Below are 19,996 nucleotides of genomic sequence, written 5' to 3'. Positions count from 1 at the left end.
TAAACGTTAAGTTTGAAAGGGATGAAATGGATTTAAATAAGATATTTATTAAAAACGCTTCTCCTACAAAAATAGGAGGACAAGCAGTATTAGAGGGTATTATGATGAAGGGTGAAGACAGAACTGCGGTGGTAGTTCGTAAGCCCAATTCAGACCTTCATATTAAAACTGAGCTTTTAAAAAAGCCGAATTGGATTCGTAAGATACCTGTTCTGCGAGGAGTTTTTGTATTTGTAGATGCTTTGGTAACTGGGACAAGAACTCTTCTGTATTCTGCTGAAGTGTTAGAAGAAGGAGACTCTGACGAAACATACGAAAAAGATAAGTTGACCCTGTGGATGGAAAATAAGTTTGGAGAAAAAACTTCTTTAAATATAATGCTGTATTTTTCTGTTTTTCTTGCTGTATTGTTTACGGTGGGAATTTTTATTATTGCACCCACAGCAGTTGTTAATTTGTTTGGCAGTATCGTACCTAATGAAATTGCCCTTAATCTTATTGAAGGTGTACTTAGAATTGTCATGTTTGTTTTATATATTGCAGTAATTTCTAAAATGAAAGATATTAAAACTGTATTTGAATATCATGGAGCCGAGCATAAGTGTATTCATTGTTTTGAAAATAATTTAGAGCTTATACCAAAAAACTGCCAGCAGTTTGAGACTTTGCACCCAAGATGCGGTACAAGTTTTCTTATGTTTGTTATGGTAATAAGTTTATTATTGTTTTCACTTCTTGGATGGCCAAATCTTTTAATTAGAATATTATCAAGACTGCTTCTTATACCCATTATTGCAGGACTTTCTTATGAACTTTTGAGATGGGCAGGAAAAAGCGATTCCATGTTAGTAAAAATATTAAGCCTGCCGGGTTTAACACTTCAAAAACTTACTACAAATCAGCCTGATGATAGACAGCTTGAGGTTGCCATAGCCGCTATGAAAGCAGTAATGGTTCCAAAAGATACACCTACATATGAGGGAACTTGTGATTTAGAGGGTAATTTAATAGTATTAGATGAACTAAGCAATAAAGAATCAGAATAGAAATATTTCAAGGAGCAGACCATGAGTTTATTAGTAAAAGAAATATTACAAATAGCAGAACGAAGACTTCAGGATAGCCATTGTATGGATCCTAAATTAGATGCAGAAATGCTCTTTTGCTATATGCTTTCTATAGATAAAACACAATTATTTTTAAGGCGTTCTAAATTATTGGATGAACGCAGTTGTGAGGAATATTTTAATTTAATAGATCTTCGAGCCGGCGGAAAACCTGTACAGTATATTACTGGGCAGCAAGAATTTATGGGTATTACATTTAAAGTGAATGAAAATGTTTTAATACCGAGACAAGATACGGAAACTTTGGTAGAGGAAGTTATAAAAGATATAAAAGAGAGTGATAAAATAAAAAAGCATAACGATATATTAGATTTATGCTGTGGCAGTGGTGCAATAGGAATAAGTTTAAGCAGATTTTTTGCGAATTCAAAAATTGTAGCTACAGATATCAGTGAGGAAGCTTTAAACGTAGCCAGAGAAAATGGCAAAAATATGAGAGTGAGCAAAAAGGTTAAATTTATCCAAAGTGATTTATTTGATAACATAAAATCAGGAGTTTTCGGCCAAAAATTTAATATAATCATCTCAAATCCCCCATACATAGCAACTCATCTAATACCAATTTTACAGCGAGAGATTAAAGAACATGAGCCCATTATAGCCTTAGATGGCGGAGACGATGGATTAAAATTTTATAAAAGGATAATCGAACATGCGCCTGATTATTTGAAAAAAGAGGGAAAGCTCTATTTGGAAATCGGTCACGATCAAGGAGCTAACATTTTACAGCTGATATCAGATGGCGGCAAGCTTAAGGATGCTTGTATAATAAAGGATTTATCGGGACTGGACAGAGTTATAAAGTGCCATATTTGATTATACTTAAATACTAAAATGTACATTATAAATTTTTTTAAAAGGACATTTAATATTCAATATTTAAAAATGTTAAATATTAAAAAATACTTGATAAATCAGTGTAATTATGATAACATGAAAGAGCTGTGATTCGGAAAGTAAAATATTTATATATATACTAATCATATTGTGCAGCTAATTTGTGAAATGCAAATTATACAAGCAAGAAAGAGGTGAAAATAATGAAACAAGGTATACACCCAGATTACAAAGAGTGTAAAGTAACTTGTGCATGTGGAAACACATTTGTTACTAAATCAACAAAAGAAGAACTTAAATTAGACGTTTGTTCTGCTTGTCATCCGTTCTTTACAGGACAGCAAAAATTTATTAACCGTGGTGGCAGAGTTGAGAAATTTAAGAAAAAGTTCAATATGGAATAGCGGCTTAAAAACTGGAAATTAATATTTCCAGTTTTTTTTAGGTTGAAATTATGGTATAATCCAACATGAAAAACTGTGAACTGCAATAAATTATTATTAAAATATAAATTAATTATTCATAGTGTGGTATAATATTTGGGATAAATTTAGGAATGATAATAATAAGGTTGTCCATATTTTAAATAAAAATGGAACACGAATTAGGAGAAATGAGAATATATGTACGATAAGTTAGATTTCATACAAGAAAAATATGATGAATTATCAATTAAAGTTTCTGATCCTGATGTAATAAACAATCAGGCTGTTTGGCAGAAGCATGTTAAAGAAATGGCAGCAATGGAACCTATAGTAAATAAATATAAAGAATATAAAAAAACTAAAGGGGAAATTGGCGATACTAAAGAAATGCTTGATGAGGGTGGACTTGATGATGAACTTAAGGAAATGGCTAAAGCAGAGCTGTCGGAATTAGAAGAGAAAATCGAGACCTTAGGAAATGAACTCAAGATATTATTGCTTCCAAAAGATCCCAATGATGATAAAAATGTAATTCTTGAAGTTAGAGCAGGAACCGGAGGAGAAGAGGCCGGATTATTTGGAAGTGATCTTCTTAGAATGTATATGAGATATGCTGAAAGACGTGGATGGAAAACAGAAATGATGGAAGTAAACGATACGGGCATAGGGGGAATAAAAGAAGCTGTTATTTTGATAAAGGGGCATGGTGCATATTCCAGATTAAAGTATGAGAGTGGCGTACACAGAGTACAACGTGTACCTGAAACAGAATCAAGCGGAAGGATTCATACTTCTGCTGCTACTGTAGCTGTACTTCCCGAAATAGATGACGTAGAAGTTGATTTAAATCCCAATGATGTAAGAGTAGATGTTTATCGTGCATCAGGTAATGGAGGACAATGTGTAAATACCACAGATTCAGCGGTAAGACTTACTCATATGCCAACTGGATTAGTAGTAACTTGTCAGGATGAAAAATCTCAGCTCAAAAATAAAGAAAAAGCATTTAAAGTACTTAGATCAAGACTTTATGATGCAAAAATTCAGGAACAAAATAAAGAAATTTCAGCTGAAAGAAAAAGTCAAGTTGGAAGCGGAGACAGAAGTGAAAGAATCAGAACTTATAACTTCCCTCAGGGAAGGGTCTCTGATCATAGAATAGGGTTGACATTATATAAACTGGATTATTTTCTTGATGGTGATTTAGATGAAATTATTGATGCATTAATCACATCTGATCAAGCTGAAAAAATGAAAAATTTTTAAGAAGCACAAGGTGAATAAAATGGAAACTAAAATATTAGAGGTACAAGATTTAAATAAAGAAAATTTAAAAGCCGCTATGGAAAAAAGTGATGACATAGCTCAGGCTAAAATCGATGCTTCACTTGAAAAAGTTGATGAAGCAGCTGAAATTATTAAAAATGGAGGCTTGGTGGCTTTTCCTACAGAGACTGTTTATGGTCTTGGTGCAAATGCATTAGATGAAAAAGCAGTAGGAAAGGTATATTCAGCTAAAGGAAGACCTAGTGATAATCCTATGATTGTTCATATAGCAAGAGCAAGTGATATAGGACAGCTTACTCCAATGCTTTCATCCAAAATTATTAAATTGGTAGATAGTTTCTGGCCGGGACCATTAACGTTGGTTTTAAAAAAGAAAGATAATGTTCCTAATGTTACTACAGGAGGACTAGACACTGTGGCTGTTAGGATGCCTGATGATCCAATTGCTCTTGAGCTTATCAGAAAATCAGGATATCCAATTGCAGCACCAAGTGCAAATATTTCAGGAAGACCAAGTCCAACAAAAGCAAGCCATGTAATAGCAGATTTAGATGGTAAAATTGATGCTGTACTTGTTGGAGGGGACTGCAGGGTAGGTATAGAATCCACGGTACTGGATTTAACAGTAGATACACCTACTATATTAAGACCCGGGATAATAACTTCCGAAGATATACAAGCGGTAATTGGCGGTAAAGTTCAAATGGACCCTGCTTTAATCTTAAACAGACCAAGAGATGAGTCCGAACCGGCAAAGGCACCGGGCATGAAATATACTCATTATGCACCTAAAGCTCAGATGACTGTTATTGAAGGTGAAAGAGGTAATGTTAAAAAGGAAATTGAAAGATTAAAAGCTCTGAATGAAAGAATTGGCCTTAAGGTTGGAGTCATACTTTTTGAAGAAAAAGATTTTGTTGTAGCTGCACATGAATTCTTTGCAAGATTAAGACAGCTGGATGATGAAAATGTTGATTTAATTTTAGCAGGAGCTTTAAGCGATCAAAATGAAGTAGGATTTGCAGTTATGAATAGAATGTTGAAATCGGCAGGATACAATATTGCAAGGGTTTAGGAGGAATTAAAATGAAAATTGCTTTGGCAAGTGATCACGGCGGCTTTGAATTAAAAGAGGAAATTAAAAAATACCTGGAAAGCAGGAATTATGAAATACTGGATTTAGGTACAAACTCTACAGAATCTGTAGATTACCCTTCTTTTGGAAAAGCTTGTGGTGATGCAGTTTCTTCAGGTCAGGCTGAAAAGGGAATCGTATGCTGTGGTACAGGCATTGGAATTTCCATTGCAGCGAACAAAGTAAAAGGTATAAGATGTGCCCTTTGCACTAATACTCATATGGCAGAAATGACGAGAAAGCATAACGATTCAAATATTCTTGCTATGGGAGGTAGAATTCTATCAAAGCAGGAAGCCCTTGAAATAACAAAGGCTTGGCTTGATACTGAATTTGAAGGTGGAAGGCACCAAAGAAGAGTAGATATGCTCAATGAAATGTAAAAATAAGATAAAATAATATTTGTTGTATTTAAAATAAGATAATATGAGAGAAGTAAATGGAGGTATTAAAATTATGGGAAAAGTATATGTATTCGATCATCCGCTAATTCAACATAAGACAGCAATGATAAGAAAAGTTGACACCAGTGTTAAGGATTTCAGAGATCTTGTAAAGGAAATATCCATGTTAATGGCATATGAAGTAACGAGGAATCTTCCTTTGGAAGATGTGGATATTGAAACACCAGTATGTAAGACTAAGGTTAAAATGTTAAAAGGCGAAGATCTTGCTATAGTTCCCATTTTAAGAGCCGGACTTGGTATGGTAGACGGTATGTTGGCATTGATTCCTAATGCTAAAGTAGGACATGTTGGATTATACAGAGATCCAGAGTCTCATCAGCCGGTTGAATATTATTGTAAATTACCTTCAGATATTGAAAATAGACAGGTTATTGTAGTTGATCCAATGCTGGCAACAGGTGGTTCCGCGTCAGCTGCAATTGATTTTATTAAAGCAAGAGGAGGCAAGAATATTCATTTTATGTGCCTTATTGCTGCACCGGAGGGAATTGAAGTACTTCAAAAATCTCATCCAGATGTGGATATCTTTATTGCATCAAAGGATAGCCATCTTAATGAACATGCTTATATTGTGCCAGGTTTGGGAGATGCAGGAGACAGATTATACGGAACAAAATAAGAGGTAAATAAATGGAAAATGTATTTGATGTCCTCAAAGAAAGAGGATTTATAAAGCAGACAACACATGAGGAAGAAATAAGAGAACTTCTTGGTAAAGAAAAAATTAAATTTTATATTGGTTTTGACCCCACAGCAGACAGCTTGCATGTAGGTCACTTTATGCAGATCATTATTATGATGCATATGCAGAAATACGGACATACGCCTATTGTTTTAGTAGGTGGCGGTACGGGCATGGTTGGAGACCCTTCCGGAAGAACTGACATGAGAAAGGTTCTGACAAAGGAAGATGTTATTCAAAACTGCAACAATTTTAAAAAAACTTTTGGTAAGTTTATTAATTTTGAAGATGATAAAGCAATTGCAGTAAATAATGCTGACTGGCTTATGGATTTAAATTATATTGATTTTATTCGTGATATTGGTAAGCATTTCTCTGTAAACAGAATGTTGACAGCAGAATGTTTTAAACAAAGATTAGAAGTAGGACTTACCTTCTTGGAATTTAATTATATGCTTATGCAATCTTATGACTTTTTGGAATTATATCGTAGATATGGTTGTAAAATGCAATTTGGCGGAGATGATCAATGGTCGAATATTATTCATGGCGTTGATTTGGTACGTCGTGAAGAAGGTGCACAGGTCTATGGAATGACATTTGCACTTCTTACTACAAGTGAAGGCAAGAAAATGGGAAAAACACAAGCAGGAGCATTGTGGCTTGATCCTGTAAAAACCTCACCGTATGAATTCTATCAATATTGGAGAAATGTTGAAGATGCAGATGTAAATACTTGTCTTAGAATGTTAACATTCCTTCCTATGGAGGAAGTAAACAGACTATCTGCACTAGAAGGAGCGGAAATTAATAAAGCTAAGGAAATCCTTGCATTTGAAGTTACAAATTTGGTTCATGGAGAAGAAGAAGCGATGAAAGCTCAGGAAGCTTCAAAAGCATTATTCTCAGGCGGCGGAAATATGACCGATGTTCCTAAAACACAATTTGAAGCAAGTAAATTTGAAGGAGAAGGCGTAGGAGTGGTTTCTTTAATCAAAGAACTTGGATTGGTATCAAGTAATTCTGATGGATTCAGAACTATAGAGCAAGGTGGACTTTCCATTGAAGATCAGAAAATAACAGATAAGAAACTGATGATAACAAAAGATATGTTTAACGATGGAAAGATGCTTATTAAAAAAGGAAAAAAGAAATTCCATATGGTAGAGATAATATAAAAATTTTTTGAAATAAAAGAAAATATTTTTAAGAAAATGATGATTTAGAATGTAACTAAGCTAAATCATCTTTTTTTATACTTTTTTAAATTTAAAATTTATTAAAAATATTAAAAACGAAAAAATGCATCAGGAATTTAGAAATATAGATTATTAAATTATCAATTTAAATGAGAAGTTTTAATTTTATAATTAGTCTCTTTAGTTTTTAGCTTTAAAATTATAAAAAGAATTTTAAAATATTTAAGGAAATTTGTAAAATTTTGTCTAGCATAAACTTTTAAGTAGTGCTAAAATATAATTGGGAATTTTAGGGATTAATTAGAATAAGTAATAGGGGGAGATATAATGTCTGATTTAAAAAATCACATAAAGCAAGATACAAAAATTGACAGAAAACCACTAATTGAAGTAAAAAATGTACGTAAGGTTTATCGTATGGGGGATGAAAAAGTCATCGCTCTAGATAACGTTAGCCTTACCATATATAAAGGCGAAATAGTATGTTTCCTCGGGACTTCGGGCTCGGGGAAATCTACGTTTTTGAATATGGTTGCCGGACTTGAAAAACCAACGAGGGGAGAGATTTTTATTGGCGGTATTCCAATACATAAATTAAATGAAGCAAAGATTACACTCTTTAGGCAGAAAAATATAGGCTTTATCTTTCAGGCATATCATTTGATGACAATGTTAACTGCCATGGAAAATATCAGCTTACCTCTTATTTTCGGTGGAATTGAAAAGAAAAAGAGAAATAAAATGGCAAAAGATATGCTAAAAGCTGTTGGACTAAAAGGATATGAAAACAGAAAGCCGTCCCAGATGAGTGGAGGTCAGCAGCAAAGAGTTGGAATTGCGAGAGCTTTGGTTGGAAAGCCAAAGATTATTTTTGCAGATGAGCCTACAGGTAATTTAGATACTAATACGACTAAAGAAGTAATGAAACTAATAGTTAATATGGTAATGGATAACAATCAGACTCTAATAATAGTAACCCATGACAGGAGTATTGCAGATTACGCTGATAAGGTTGTTACTATTCAAGACGGAAATATTTTAAATGTAAAAGAACAAAACAAGAAGGATATGTGCAAAGAAGAGTGTTAATATGATTTTTGTCATAGTGTAATAGAACGGTTTTGTATAATTTATGTTTTAAGTTATACATAAAAATAAAAAATATTATTTAAAAGGGAAAAGAAGGGAATTTAAAGGAAAATGAAAAGTAAGTGTATGTACAAAATGATGAAGAAATTAGGCGCAGTAATTCTTATTATTGTAATGATTTTGGGAATTTGTATATTCCCAGGAGTTACATCGCAGGAAGTGTATGCGGCAAGTGTAAGCGCAAGTCAGCTTGGAGCAATTCCAATGGCACGGCAGGGAGACAATGATGTAGAGATTCAAATTACAGTAGTAAATACGGATACTTCAGATAATGTTACGGTTTATGGCGAACTGGATTTAGCCGGTTTGAGCAGTGAATTTTCCACTGACGAAGAAAAAAGTGAGGCAATTGTTATTGATCCCAATAATGGTTCGGGTATTCTTCGATTATATGTTGATGTAAATAGGTCAGCAGATGTAAAATTACAAAATATACCTATAAAAGTATTTGATAAGAGCACAGGTGATGAAGTTGCCAGCTGCTCGGCAGATATTAGAATAAGTGAGAAGAGCGCCAGTAATCATTCTGACAGAGATTGTTTGGCATCCATGGATGCGGATTATTTCTTAAAAGATGAAGAAGGTATCACAGCAGGTGGTACAAATGATTTAAATGTGACTATTTTTAATAGAGGTAACTGTGTTGTAAAAAATATAGATGTCAGCTTAACTTTACCGGAAGGTATGTCTATCAATAATTCTCTTGCCAACCAATTTGTGGGATATATGATGCCGGGGGATAAGAAAACTATAAAATTCCCTATTACTGCTGATAAAAAAATGGAGAGTAAAAACTATTCTATAGTAGTTAATATTGAGGGAAAAGATACAGATGAAAATGATGTGGATTTTAAAAGGACTTTTTTTATACCTGTAATCGGCAGCGGTGCTTATTCTATGATGGATTTAGACATTACAAATATGAATATTCCCCAGCAAAGTGTAGCCGGTGAGGATTTTAAACTTACTTTTGATGTTATAAATAATGGTAAATTCGATACTGAGGATATAATAATTTCTGTTGAACCACCGGAAGGTATAAGTAATAAAACCAAAAGTATTTTTACAGAAAGAAGTATAAAGAAAGGAAGCAGTAAAAGTTATTCTGTAACTTTTTTCAGCCTGGATTCAGCTGAGGAGAAAAGTTACCCCATAAAGATCACAGCAAAACCTCAAAAAGGAGAAGATGCGGATGCAAATGCGGTAATACAATATGCAAGCATTATGCTTAAAAAAATAGGAGGAAATACCAAGACTCCACAGTTAATGGTAGAACGTTATAGCTACGGAGGGTCTTATGTTCAGGCAGGTACAAATTTCAGATTGAATTTAGGTCTTTATAATACAAGCAAAAAGACATTGTCAAATATTAAGGTTACCTTAAATTCAGAAGATGGAATTTTTGTTCCTGTAAACGGTAGTAATTCTTTCTTTATTGATAGTATAGATAAAAAAGGGCATACAAGTAATAATATTATGCTAAGTGTTAAGCCTGATGCAGAGCAAAAAACCACATCCTTGGAAGTAAATATGACTTATGAAGATGGATCGGAAAATGAATTTACTTCTAAAGATGTCATTACAATTCCAATAATGCAGGAGACAAGACTTGTGGTAGATGATATTGTTCCTCCTACGGAGCTGTATATGGGAATGCCTGCTTCTGCTTCTGTACAATTTTATAATATGGGAAAGACTGTTTTAAACAATTTAAGAGTAACTGCAAAAGGGGATTTTGACACTCAGGAATCCATAAATTACTATGTAGGTAATATGGAAGCAGGTAAAAGCGATACATATGATTTTTCTTTTATTCCAAGACAAGGAGGTCCTCTTGAGGGTGAAATAATCTTTAATTATGAAGATGTTTCCGGAGATAAACAAACATATTCTGTTCCTTTTTCTTTTGAAGTCATGGATGAAATGCCTACTTTTGATGAAGATATGGAGGCGCCGCAAGAGGAAAAAAGTGGGTTTAAAAAGTATTTGCCGTGGATTATAGGTAGCTTGGTTGCAGCTGTCATAGCAATAGTCGGCATTATTATATTTAAAAAGCGTAAAAAAAGAAAGATGCAGGAGCTTGAGATAGATGAATAATCGAGACTTATTTGGTCTAGGTATTCGCAACTTGCTTAGGCGAAAAACAAGAACTTTTTTAGCTGTAATTGGTGTTGTGGTAGGTACTTGTGCTATTGTTGTTATGCTGTCCATTGGATTTGGCCTTTCTGCAAATTTTCAAGAACAGATTGAAAGTTATGGAAATCTGCATTTAATAGATATATACAGTAATGGTGGTATGATGATGGGTGGTATGAATAATGGTAAACCTGCAGTTTTAGATGATAAAGCTATTGCTGCAATTGAAAAAATAGAAGGTGTAGATGCAGCGTCACCAAAAGAAAGCATTTATCTTACTTTCGCTATTGGCAAATATATTTGCAACAATGAAGTCATAGGGCTCAGACCCGAAGTAATGCAGAAATTTAACTATGAATTACAAGATGGAAGGCTTTTAAGAACTGGAGATAAATATACTATGGTAATGGGAAATCAAATTCCATTAATGTTTTTCAATCCAAAAAAATCACAAGGCAATGAATGGAGTGATGAGCCTAAAGTCGATGTTATTACTAATAAAATGATTATAACGGCAGATGAATATTACGGACAAAAAAGACCTAAAGATGAAGAAAAGATAACCTATAAAGAATATAAGACAAAGTGTGTGGGCGTACTGGCAAATCCTAATGATGATTCGGCATACAGTGCTTTTATGCCATTGGATATAGTGAAAGCAATCGAACAGGATACAGCCAGAGCTGAAAAAGAACCCAAAAAAAGTAAGTCTACAGGCTATGAAAATGCAATGGTATATGTAGGTAATATAAATGATGTTGAAGATGTAAGCAATGCAATAAGGGATATGGGATTTCAGACGAGCAGCTTAAATGACTGGCTGAAATCTATGCAAGAAACAGCAAACATGATACAAGGTATTTTAGGTGGCATAGGAGGAATCTCATTATTTGTTGCGGCTTTGGGTATTACTAATACTATGATTATGTCTATCTACGAAAGAACAAAAGAAATAGGCGTTATGAAGGTAATCGGTGCCAATTTAACTGACATCAGAAAGATGTTTTTACTGGAAGCAGGAATGATAGGCTTTATAGGAGGTCTAATAGGATTAATAATAAGCTTTACCTTATCTCTTCTTATGAATACTGTGCTCAGTGAAGTGATGGGACAGGCTCTTGGAGAAATTGCAGGAGGATATGGTTCTACTGTTTCTATTATTCCTTGGTGGGTAGCTTTGGGGGCTCTTGGCTTTTCCACCATAATAGGGTTACTTGCAGGTTATTATCCAGCGAAAAGGGCAATGCGTTTAAGTGCTTTAGAAAGCTTAAGAAATGAATAAAAATACTAATTAAAGTAAGTTATATTAACTTTTGTTATAAAGTTGTCGATACATTAATTGTAAGCTAATTTGAAAAGGGGGATTAGGAATATGCGTGTTAATATAGATATTGGAGTAAGAAACAGTTTTATTAATCCGAATAGTATTAATAATAGGTTAACTCAGAGTGATAATTCTTTGATTAAAGGAATAAAACAGGAAAGAAAAGATACTTCCTCCATAAGCTCAAGGGGAAAAGCCTTTAATTTGATTGAATCTTTGATGAAACAGAAACAAAATATAATTAAAAGTAAAAATGACCTTATGGGAAGAACTTTAGAAAATGGTGGTTCCATAGAAAGTATCAAAACTCAGCTCGAATCATATGATGAGCAGCTTAAAAATATTGATGAACAAATAGCTAAATCCATAACAGAAGAAACAGATAAACAAGAAAAAAGCAATATGGATAATACAAATGATAAGAAGAGTGAGGATGACTTAGAGAATGAAAAATTAAATAATATTGTTTCTCTGAAAAATAATCTTTCACATGTTAATGCAGTTTCTTCTGCTAAAACTAAAATGGAAGGTCAGGCAAAAGTTTGGGCTAGTGAAATTGAAACTGATGGAAATAAGGCTTTAGAAAGTAAAAAAACAAAACTTTCGGAATTAGAAAACAGAATTAATGATATAAGTAAAACAATTTCTTCTAAATTAGAGGGCGTGAATGACCATATAAACACAAAGAATGATACTTTGGAAGCTAAGGCTACGGAAGATAAAAATGATGATTTGATTTTAAGAGAACATGAAAATGATAATATGTCAAAGGATGAGAGTACTTTAAGTTTATAAATTAAGATATTCATAAATGAATCATAAAATTATGTCTTCATTGTAATAATAATCTTGACTTTGTAGTTTATTTATATTATAATTTTTAATGCGTATTGCATAGATTCAAAGCAATACTTAGATTTTAAAGGAAAAAATCTATTAGCCCAGATTTTTTTATATAATAAGCCGCTAGGGTGGGGTGAAACGCTCTGGCAAGTTGTATTTACTTTAATGAATGAGGAGATATTAACAAATGAAGTCATTTATAGCAAAGCCTCATGAAGTTGAAAGAAAATGGTATATAATCGATGCTGAGGGCAAAACTCTTGGTAGATTAGCTACCGAAGCAGCTTCAATATTAAGAGGTAAGAGAAAACCAATTTTTACACCACATGTTGATACTGGTGATTATGTAATTATAATAAATGCTGAAAAGGTTGAAGTAACTGGTAAAAAGAGAACTGATAAAATTTACAAAAGACATACAGGATATCCAGGAGGTCTTCGTGAATTAACTTTTGAAAAGTTACAAGAAAGAAAGCCGGAAGAAATTATTATACATGCTGTAAAAGGTATGATGCCTAACGGAAAATTAGGAAGACAGATGTTTAAAAAACTTAAGGTATATGCTGGTGCAGAACATATGCATGAAGCACAAAAACCTACAGTTTGGGAATTTTAATAAGGGGAGGAATCAAAAATGGCTAAAATGCAGTACCAAGGTACAGGAAGAAGAAAATCATCCATTGCTAGAGTAAGATTAATCCCTGGCAAAGGAGATATTACTATAAACAAACAACCTCTTGATGATTATTTCGGTATGGAAATAGTTAAAAGAGAAGTAAAAAGACCTTTTGAAGTTGCAGGATGCGAAGGAAAGTATGACGTAATCGCAACTGTAAGAGGCGGTGGCTTTACAGGTCAAGCAGGAGCATTGAGACATGGTATTTCAAGAGCTCTTTGCGTAGTTGATAAAGAAGCTTTCAGACCTTTACTTAAAGCAAAAGGATTTTTAACAAGAGATCCAAGAATGAAGGAAAGAAAGAAATACGGATTTAAGAAAGCTAGAAAAGCTTCACAATTCTCAAAACGTTAATTATTATATTGGATTACAAACAAGCTTGCTTATATTTAAAGAAGCTTGTTATCAACCAAAACCGTCGAGGAATCTATACCTTGACGGTTTTTTGATGCAATTAATTCTGGAAAATATATTTACATTATTAGCAAAATTATGGTAAAATATTCCTAAATAAACCAAAGCAATAAAAAGTTGCAAATATAACTTATAAGTTATATAATTTTAATAAAATATCAAAAGAGTTTAAAGTTTTTAGAAGGATTAAAGGAAAGATGTTATATTGGAAATAGTAATTTGTTTGAGAAATTAGTCGAAGAAGATAACTTATATAGTATTAGATTATTTGGAGAAAAGAATATAAGGATTTTATTTTCATTTATTAATATTAATAGTATAAGTAAGGTAGTTTTATTAAATGTTTTTGAAGAAAAAAATAAATCTGATTATGAAAGTGAGAAAATAGTTGGGAATATTAGAAAAAATAAAATAATCCATTTTTTTAAAGGTTAGGAGGGAAAATATGCATATTTTAAAAAATCCTTGGGATCTTTTTAATGATATTGATGAAGAAACAAAACAAGAATTTGAATTATCCAATATACTTGTTGATATTGCATGTAAAATAATAAATTATAGACTAGATCATAATATGACTCAAAAAGATTTGGCAAGTAAGTTAGATATAACACAAGCAATGGTTTCAAAATTAGAAAGTGGGGAATATAATCCTTCTATAGAGTTTTTATTTAGAATCTCAAAAAAACTAGATTGGAAATTTGAATTAAATTTTGAGGAAAATTATAATGATACTTCAATTCAATGTAGTTCTAAAAAAGAGGAATCAGGTAATGAAGCAAACGAAAAAATATGATGACTTTGAAACTTTTTTATTAAAACTGGAAAATTTGCATGAATAGGTGTAAAATAAGGCAATAAGAAACAGGAGGATAATGTTATGAGATTTACATTGACCCATAATTGTATTAGTGTATTGGATTTAGAACGTTCTTTGAAATTTTATGAAGAAGCCTTAGGTATGAAAGAAGTAAGACGTTTAACAGACAAGGACGGAAATTATATTTTATCGTTTATTGCCAATGAAAATGCAACACATCAAATTGAACTTACATGGCTAAAAGACCGAAAAGAACCATATAATTTGGGAGATAATGAAATTCATATAGGATTTGTTACAGATGATTATGAGGCTGCCTTAGCTAAACATAAAGCTATGGGAGTAGTCTGCTTTGAAAATAATCATTTTGGTGTTTATTTTATTGAAGATCCTGATGGTTACTGGGTTGAGATTGTTCCAAAGAGATAATATAAGGATTATTTAAAAGAGGCCGCTTAATGCCTCTTTTAAATTATGATAAATGTTTAAAATCCTTAACAGTAATATATATAGAATAAATTAGATATATTAAAGTACTCATAAGTCCAATAATTAAGTTAGAAATAAAAAAACAATATGATAAAATTGTAGAATTGCCGTCACTGAATAAGTAAAAAATACTAAAAGAGCAGCTGAAGATTAGAAAAACTTTAATCATTATTATCAAGGTACTTTTTCTATTTGGGATTACATGTATATCATCATTTATTAATAAAAGTGTATCGGATTCAAAAGTAGTTGCATTATCTTTTGATTTCTCTTTTTTAAAAAGCAAAAGATAAGAAAATATTTTAAATAAAAATATGTTGCATAGTATTAGTATTAAAATTAATAATATAGAGTAAATAATATTAGTTTGTTTTAGAAATAAATTTTCGGTTTTAAATAAATATGTTACTAAAATTAAAAATAATATCCATATAATATAGAACAATGAAAATAATTTATTCTCCTTTATCATATTTTCTCCTTTAAAAGTATACATCTAAAATCAAGAAATAAAGTCTTGATTTTAGATGTTTTTATTTATATATGGAAGCTTTCCAATAATAATTTTATAAGCCTTATTTAATAAAATCTTCTATCTTTGTAAGATTTAATCTATCATATTTTTTTAAGAAGCTATAAAGTATATTTGATATTATTTTACAGCCATTAGGGCTGTCAGATTCAATATTCATAGGCATAATGGGATCATGAAGAGATTTTCTTAAAAGACACCAGCCGTTTCCATTGCTTGTATCAAAAGAAATACGTACCCCTTCATAGTTAGGAAATGTAACAGTCATGCCAGGACCAACATGAGCAAATAATTCTAATTCTGATATGATATTATCACCATATTCACTAAAGTTTTCCCCACTGATTGCAAATCTGAATTCTTTAGATTCCATAGGTTGCCTTAAATCCTCAATAAGACTGTCTAAAGTCTTTCCTTCCATAGCTAATTTAGCTGCTTTGATAACTATTTTAGTTGCAAGATAAGCTCCATCATCTAAAAAATAGTTTTCTTTTAAAGCTGCATGACCGCTGGTTTCAATTGCCAGCTGGCTGTCAGTACCTTCGTTATTTAGGCGGATTGATTCGTTAATAACATTCTTATAACCTCTTTTAAATCGTAAATGCTTACAACCTAATTTTTGTTCAATAAATTCTGTAAGTCCATCGGATGTGACACTATCTGTTACAATAGTAGTTCCCGGATGTACTTCGGCAACTAATGCTGATGCAAGGGCAACAATAGAATTTCTGTTGATTTCATTGCCGTGTTTATCTACTGCGGAGGAGCGATCTACATCAGTATCAAAGATCAAACCAAAATCTGCTTTGCTTTTAATTACTGCTCTGCAGATTGATTCCATTGCTTCTTTATCTTCAGGATTTGGTATATGATTAGGAAATGTTCCATCAGGTTCTAAAAATTGACTGCAAGATGTATCTGCTCCCAGAGGTGCTAAAACTTTGTCTGCATAGAATCCTCCGGCACCATTGCCTGCATCTACTAATATTTTTAGTCCTGTCAGGGGTTTTTCATAGTTAGTCTTATGATTTATACCTTCCTTTATTTTGTCTTTTAAAAAATCAGAATAAACTTTAATTAAATCTGCTTGAATAACTGTTCCTGATACGGCTTTGTTGCAAGCTTCATTTGCATCATTTTCTTCAAGCTCTTCTGCGTAGGTTATGATTTGTGAAATATCCTTTTTATTTAATCCTCCATCTTTATTGAAAAATTTAAAGCCGTTTCTATTATAAGGAAGATGACTTGCAGTAATCATAACTGCACCATCACATGTAAAGTCAGGGAATATTGTTGACATGAACATAGATGGGGTAGATGAAAGGCCGCAGTCAATTACTGAAACGCCGCAGTCAGTCATATTTTGTATCAAGGTATTTTTCAGCTGAGAAGCGGAAATTCTCGAATCATGACCTATGGAAATTTTTAAATTTTCGGCAGATTTACCTGTATTTTCACTTAACCATGTAACAAAGCCTTTAGCAAGCAGACCGGCAGTAAATTCATTAAGATTCACAGATTCTCCCAAAACTCCTTCTATAGCAATACCACGAATATCACTTCCGTTTTGTAGTTTTTTTAAATTTATTCTTAACATGCGTATACTACTCCTTTGGAATTAATTATTAACAAAATAAGTATACAGTAAAATAGACATGTATGCTATATTTTATTAAAATTCAGATGGGCAATTTATGTCAAATTTTGTCTAAAGTTTTATGGAAAATTCTGAAAAGAAATCTTGTATTTTTATTTAATTATGTTATAATGAACTAAATGACATAAGTCATTAAGGATATTTTTTTTCATAACAAAACACTCTTTAATATTTTGGAGTTAAACGGAAATGAAATAGAAATCCAATTTTATTAAGGAGGTAAGATATATGGAAGACAAGACAATTGTTTGCAAGGATTGTGGTGCTGAGTTTACTTTTACAGTAGGCGAACAGGAATTCTATAAAGAAAAAGGTTTCGAAAACGAACCAGTAAGATGCCCTGAATGCAGAGCAGCAAGAAAAAGACAAAGAAACAATAATAGAAATTATTAATCAAAAAAGCAGACTGTAAAGTCTGCTTTTTAAAATTGTTTGTCAATTTTGGGGGTTAGATATAAATATCTAACCATCTTTCTATGATTAGTAAATATTAATAAATACCAGAAGTCTTTTCCATAAAGCTAAGGGAAAGGCTATAACCAAATGAAAATTAAATAATTAAAATTATCCTAAATGTATAACTATTTTAATAGTTATTTTTTTATATACACTATAAAACAGCTTTTTATGACATATAAAAGAAGATTTTTTTATTTTTCCCTTGATTATTTGGAATAATTGATTTATTATATTGTTAGCACTCTGGTTTAGTGAGTGCCAAAAAGGAATTTGAAAGAGAGGGATAAATATGGCAAAAAAACAATTCAAAGCGGAATCAAAAAGATTGCTTGACTTGATGATTAACTCTATTTACACACATAAGGAAATATTTTTGAGAGAAATTATTTCAAATGCCAGTGATGCCATAGATAAATTATATTATCAAAGCCTTAAAGAAAACAATACTGGACTTGGGAGAGAAGATTTTTATATTAAGCTCTCAGTGGATAAAGATAATAGGCAGCTTACAATATCAGACAATGGTATCGGTATGACAAAAGAGGAGCTTGAATCAAACCTTGGTACAATTGCAAAAAGTGGCTCATTAGCATTTAAAAATGAAAATGAATCTAAAGAGGAAATTGATATAATTGGTCAATTCGGCGTAGGGTTTTACTCTGCATTTATGGTTAGCAGTAATGTGGTTGTTATTACAAAGGCATATGGTGAAGAACAAGCATACAAATGGGAATCAAACGGTGCAGAGGGATATACCATTACAGAATGTGAAAAGGATAGTGTAGGAACAGATATTATCTTAACTATAAAGGAAAATACAGAAGACGAAAAATATGATGAATTTTTACAAGAATATAGAATTAAAGGTCTTATTACACGTTATTCTGATTATATCCGTTATCCTATTAAAATGATGGTTGAAAAACATAGAGTTAAGGAATCAGATAAAGAGTCAGAAAAGGATAGCACAGAGGAGCCAAAGCAGCCTGAATATGAGACATACTATGAAGAAGATACTTTAAACAGTATGGTTCCTATTTGGCGTAAAAATAAAAATGAACTGACAGATGAGGATTATAACAACTTCTATAAGGAAAAATTCTATGATTTTGTTGATCCTGCAAAAGTAATTCATACAAATGTAGAGGGTGTTACTACTTACAATGCTCTTTTATATATTCCTGCTAAGACACCTATGAATTATTACACAAAGGAATATGAAAAGGGATTACAGCTTTATTCAAGCGGTGTACTTATTATGGACAAGTGCCCTGATTTATTACCTGATTGTTTTAGCTTTGTAAGGGGACTTGTAGATTCACAGGATTTATCTTTAAACATTTCAAGAGAAATGCTTCAGCACGACAGACAGCTTAAGGCTATAGCATCAAGATTGGAAAAGAAAATTAAAAGTGAACTTTTGGAAATGCTTAATGTCAAGAGAGAAAAATATGATGAATTCTTTAAAAATTTTGGCTTGCAGCTTAAATTTGGTATTTATGATAAATTTGGTGCTAAGGCAGATTTATTGAAAGACTTAATAATGTTCTATTCTTCCAGTGAGAAAAAGATGGTTACGTTATCAGAATACGTTTCCCGTATGAAGGAAGAACAGAAGTACATTTATTATGCTTGCGGTGAATCAGTAGACAAACTGGACAAACAGCCTCAAACGGAGCTTTTAAAAGATAAAGGTTACGAAATACTTTACTTTACTGATGATATAGACGAATTTGCAATACGTATTTTAAATAAATTTGAAGAAAAAGAATTTAAATCAGCATCAAGTGGAGATCTTGGTATTGAAGAAAGTAAAGAAGAAAAAGAAGAATTAAAAAAACAGGCAGAGGACAACAAAGAGTTATTTGAGTTAATGAAAGAAGCATTAGGAGATAAAATCTCCAAGGTGGAATTGTCTCAAAGATTAAAGAGCCATCCCGTTTGCTTAACAAGTGGTGGAGATCTTTCAATAGAAATGGAAAAAGTAATAAATTCCATGCCTACAGATGAAAAAATAAAAGCAGAAAAGGTTCTTGAAATAAATGCTTCACATCCTATTTTTGAAGCTTTAAAGAAAGCTTTTGATGAAGATAAGGACAAGATTAAGGTTTATGCAGAACTGCTTTATAATCAAGCATTGTTAATAGAAGGAATGCCGGTTGACGATCCTGTGGCATTTTCCAATGCAATATGTGACTTAATGGTATCTTAATTCTATATCGGCATTAAACGATGTAAATTGAAATTTCAAGGTTAGAAGATAAATTTTCTTATAAGTGTTAGCTTTATATTTACAAGAAGAAACCAGAAAACGTCAGCTTTTAAGCTGACGTTTTCT

At 32.1% G+C, this 19,996-nt stretch carries 19 protein-coding genes; 18 read left to right on the top strand and 1 reads right to left on the bottom strand.

Annotated features, from left to right (window positions below; all coding sequences use genetic code 11):
* The first annotated feature begins 26 nt into the window (after positions 1–26).
* From K292_RS0113450 to K292_RS0113370, 16 genes are all read left to right on the top strand, one after another.
* On the top strand, positions 27–1,046 hold the full coding sequence (locus K292_RS0113450; RefSeq protein WP_051280759.1) for a DUF1385 domain-containing protein: 1,020 nt from the start codon (positions 27–29) through the stop codon (positions 1,044–1,046).
* Between the two features lie 21 nt (positions 1,047–1,067).
* Positions 1,068–1,943: a peptide chain release factor N(5)-glutamine methyltransferase gene (prmC, locus tag K292_RS0113445; RefSeq protein WP_037373226.1), complete on the top strand. Its 876-nt coding sequence runs from the start codon at positions 1,068–1,070 to the stop codon at positions 1,941–1,943.
* 224 nt (positions 1,944–2,167) lie between these two features.
* Positions 2,168–2,368, top strand: coding sequence for a 50S ribosomal protein L31 (rpmE, locus tag K292_RS0113440; protein WP_027400264.1), 201 nt, complete (start codon positions 2,168–2,170; stop codon positions 2,366–2,368).
* Between the two features lie 219 nt (positions 2,369–2,587).
* Entirely contained in the window at positions 2,588–3,655 is a 1,068-nt protein-coding gene (prfA, locus tag K292_RS0113435; protein WP_027400263.1) for a peptide chain release factor 1, read from the top strand.
* Positions 3,656–3,674: 19 nt separating this feature from the next.
* Complete coding sequence (locus K292_RS0113430; protein ID WP_027400262.1) at positions 3,675–4,751, top strand: L-threonylcarbamoyladenylate synthase; 1,077 nt, start codon at positions 3,675–3,677, stop codon at positions 4,749–4,751.
* An 11-nt stretch (positions 4,752–4,762) separates the two neighbouring features.
* Positions 4,763–5,194 (top strand): ribose 5-phosphate isomerase B, encoded by a 432-nt coding sequence (rpiB, locus tag K292_RS0113425; RefSeq protein WP_027400261.1) that lies wholly within the window; start codon positions 4,763–4,765, stop codon positions 5,192–5,194.
* 73 nt (positions 5,195–5,267) lie between these two features.
* Positions 5,268–5,897: a uracil phosphoribosyltransferase gene (upp, locus tag K292_RS0113420; protein ID WP_027400260.1), complete on the top strand. Its 630-nt coding sequence runs from the start codon at positions 5,268–5,270 to the stop codon at positions 5,895–5,897.
* Between the two features lie 11 nt (positions 5,898–5,908).
* A complete protein-coding gene (gene tyrS, locus K292_RS0113415; protein ID WP_027400259.1) occupies positions 5,909–7,138 on the top strand; it encodes a tyrosine--tRNA ligase in 1,230 nt (409 codons plus the stop codon).
* Positions 7,139–7,486: 348 nt separating this feature from the next.
* Positions 7,487–8,248: an ABC transporter ATP-binding protein gene (locus K292_RS0113410; protein ID WP_051280757.1), complete on the top strand. Its 762-nt coding sequence runs from the start codon at positions 7,487–7,489 to the stop codon at positions 8,246–8,248.
* Between the two features lie 111 nt (positions 8,249–8,359).
* The gene (locus tag K292_RS18050) at positions 8,360–10,405 is read left to right on the top strand and encodes a COG1361 S-layer family protein (RefSeq protein ID WP_051280755.1); all 2,046 of its coding nucleotides are present in this window, start codon (positions 8,360–8,362) and stop codon (positions 10,403–10,405) included.
* Positions 10,398–11,726 (top strand): ABC transporter permease, encoded by a 1,329-nt coding sequence (locus K292_RS0113400; protein WP_027400257.1) that lies wholly within the window; start codon positions 10,398–10,400, stop codon positions 11,724–11,726. Before K292_RS18050 ends, K292_RS0113400 begins: the two co-directional genes overlap by 8 nt.
* Positions 11,727–11,816: 90 nt before the next feature.
* Positions 11,817–12,563 (top strand): hypothetical protein, encoded by a 747-nt coding sequence (locus K292_RS0113395; protein ID WP_027400256.1) that lies wholly within the window; start codon positions 11,817–11,819, stop codon positions 12,561–12,563.
* 235 nt (positions 12,564–12,798) lie between these two features.
* Positions 12,799–13,227 (top strand): 50S ribosomal protein L13, encoded by a 429-nt coding sequence (gene rplM / locus K292_RS0113390; protein WP_027400255.1) that lies wholly within the window; start codon positions 12,799–12,801, stop codon positions 13,225–13,227.
* Positions 13,228–13,245: 18 nt separating this feature from the next.
* On the top strand, positions 13,246–13,641 hold the full coding sequence (gene rpsI / locus K292_RS0113385; protein WP_027400254.1) for a 30S ribosomal protein S9: 396 nt from the start codon (positions 13,246–13,248) through the stop codon (positions 13,639–13,641).
* A 505-nt stretch (positions 13,642–14,146) separates the two neighbouring features.
* The gene (locus tag K292_RS0113375; RefSeq protein WP_027400253.1) at positions 14,147–14,497 is read left to right on the top strand and encodes a helix-turn-helix transcriptional regulator; all 351 of its coding nucleotides are present in this window, start codon (positions 14,147–14,149) and stop codon (positions 14,495–14,497) included.
* Between the two features lie 84 nt (positions 14,498–14,581).
* Positions 14,582–14,950, top strand: coding sequence for a VOC family protein (locus K292_RS0113370; RefSeq protein WP_027400252.1), 369 nt, complete (start codon positions 14,582–14,584; stop codon positions 14,948–14,950).
* Between the two features lie 635 nt (positions 14,951–15,585).
* Here the strand turns inward: K292_RS0113370 and K292_RS0113360 are convergent.
* On the bottom strand, positions 15,586–17,139 hold the full coding sequence (locus K292_RS0113360) for a phosphohexomutase domain-containing protein (protein ID WP_027400250.1): 1,554 nt from the start codon (positions 17,137–17,139) through the stop codon (positions 15,586–15,588).
* Between the two features lie 288 nt (positions 17,140–17,427).
* Between K292_RS0113360 and K292_RS0113355 the strand changes: the two genes are divergently transcribed.
* Entirely contained in the window at positions 17,428–17,592 is a 165-nt protein-coding gene (locus K292_RS0113355) for a zinc-ribbon domain-containing protein (RefSeq protein WP_027400249.1), read from the top strand.
* Positions 17,593–17,947: 355 nt separating this feature from the next.
* On the top strand, positions 17,948–19,870 hold the full coding sequence (htpG, locus tag K292_RS0113350; RefSeq protein ID WP_027400248.1) for a molecular chaperone HtpG: 1,923 nt from the start codon (positions 17,948–17,950) through the stop codon (positions 19,868–19,870).
* Positions 19,871–19,996 lie beyond the last annotated feature (126 nt).

It is taken from the genome of Anaerovorax odorimutans DSM 5092, assembly GCF_000426305.1.
In the GTDB taxonomy this organism is placed as follows: Bacteria; Bacillota; Clostridia; order Peptostreptococcales; family Anaerovoracaceae; genus Anaerovorax; species Anaerovorax odorimutans.
This window is presented reverse-complemented; position numbering and strand designations above follow the sequence as displayed.

Bases quoted from the DNA above. Each gene is read 5' to 3' on its own strand.
- K292_RS0113450 (WP_051280759.1), top strand. From the start codon at position 27: ATGGATTTAAATAAGATATTTATTAAAAACGCTTCTCCTACAAAAATA.
- prmC (WP_037373226.1), top strand. From the start codon at position 1,068: ATGAGTTTATTAGTAAAAGAAATATTACAAATAGCAGAACGAAGACTT.
- rpmE (WP_027400264.1), top strand. From the start codon at position 2,168: ATGAAACAAGGTATACACCCAGATTACAAAGAGTGTAAAGTAACTTGT.
- prfA (WP_027400263.1), top strand. From the start codon at position 2,588: ATGTACGATAAGTTAGATTTCATACAAGAAAAATATGATGAATTATCA.
- K292_RS0113430 (WP_027400262.1), top strand. From the start codon at position 3,675: ATGGAAACTAAAATATTAGAGGTACAAGATTTAAATAAAGAAAATTTA.
- rpiB (WP_027400261.1), top strand. From the start codon at position 4,763: ATGAAAATTGCTTTGGCAAGTGATCACGGCGGCTTTGAATTAAAAGAG.
- upp (WP_027400260.1), top strand. From the start codon at position 5,268: ATGGGAAAAGTATATGTATTCGATCATCCGCTAATTCAACATAAGACA.
- tyrS (WP_027400259.1), top strand. From the start codon at position 5,909: ATGGAAAATGTATTTGATGTCCTCAAAGAAAGAGGATTTATAAAGCAG.
- K292_RS0113410 (WP_051280757.1), top strand. From the start codon at position 7,487: ATGTCTGATTTAAAAAATCACATAAAGCAAGATACAAAAATTGACAGA.
- K292_RS18050 (WP_051280755.1), top strand. From the start codon at position 8,360: ATGAAAAGTAAGTGTATGTACAAAATGATGAAGAAATTAGGCGCAGTA.
- K292_RS0113400 (WP_027400257.1), top strand. From the start codon at position 10,398: ATGAATAATCGAGACTTATTTGGTCTAGGTATTCGCAACTTGCTTAGG.
- K292_RS0113395 (WP_027400256.1), top strand. From the start codon at position 11,817: ATGCGTGTTAATATAGATATTGGAGTAAGAAACAGTTTTATTAATCCG.
- rplM (WP_027400255.1), top strand. From the start codon at position 12,799: ATGAAGTCATTTATAGCAAAGCCTCATGAAGTTGAAAGAAAATGGTAT.
- rpsI (WP_027400254.1), top strand. From the start codon at position 13,246: ATGGCTAAAATGCAGTACCAAGGTACAGGAAGAAGAAAATCATCCATT.
- K292_RS0113375 (WP_027400253.1), top strand. From the start codon at position 14,147: ATGCATATTTTAAAAAATCCTTGGGATCTTTTTAATGATATTGATGAA.
- K292_RS0113370 (WP_027400252.1), top strand. From the start codon at position 14,582: ATGAGATTTACATTGACCCATAATTGTATTAGTGTATTGGATTTAGAA.
- K292_RS0113360 (WP_027400250.1), bottom strand. From the start codon at position 17,139: ATGTTAAGAATAAATTTAAAAAAACTACAAAACGGAAGTGATATTCGT.
- K292_RS0113355 (WP_027400249.1), top strand. From the start codon at position 17,428: ATGGAAGACAAGACAATTGTTTGCAAGGATTGTGGTGCTGAGTTTACT.
- htpG (WP_027400248.1), top strand. From the start codon at position 17,948: ATGGCAAAAAAACAATTCAAAGCGGAATCAAAAAGATTGCTTGACTTG.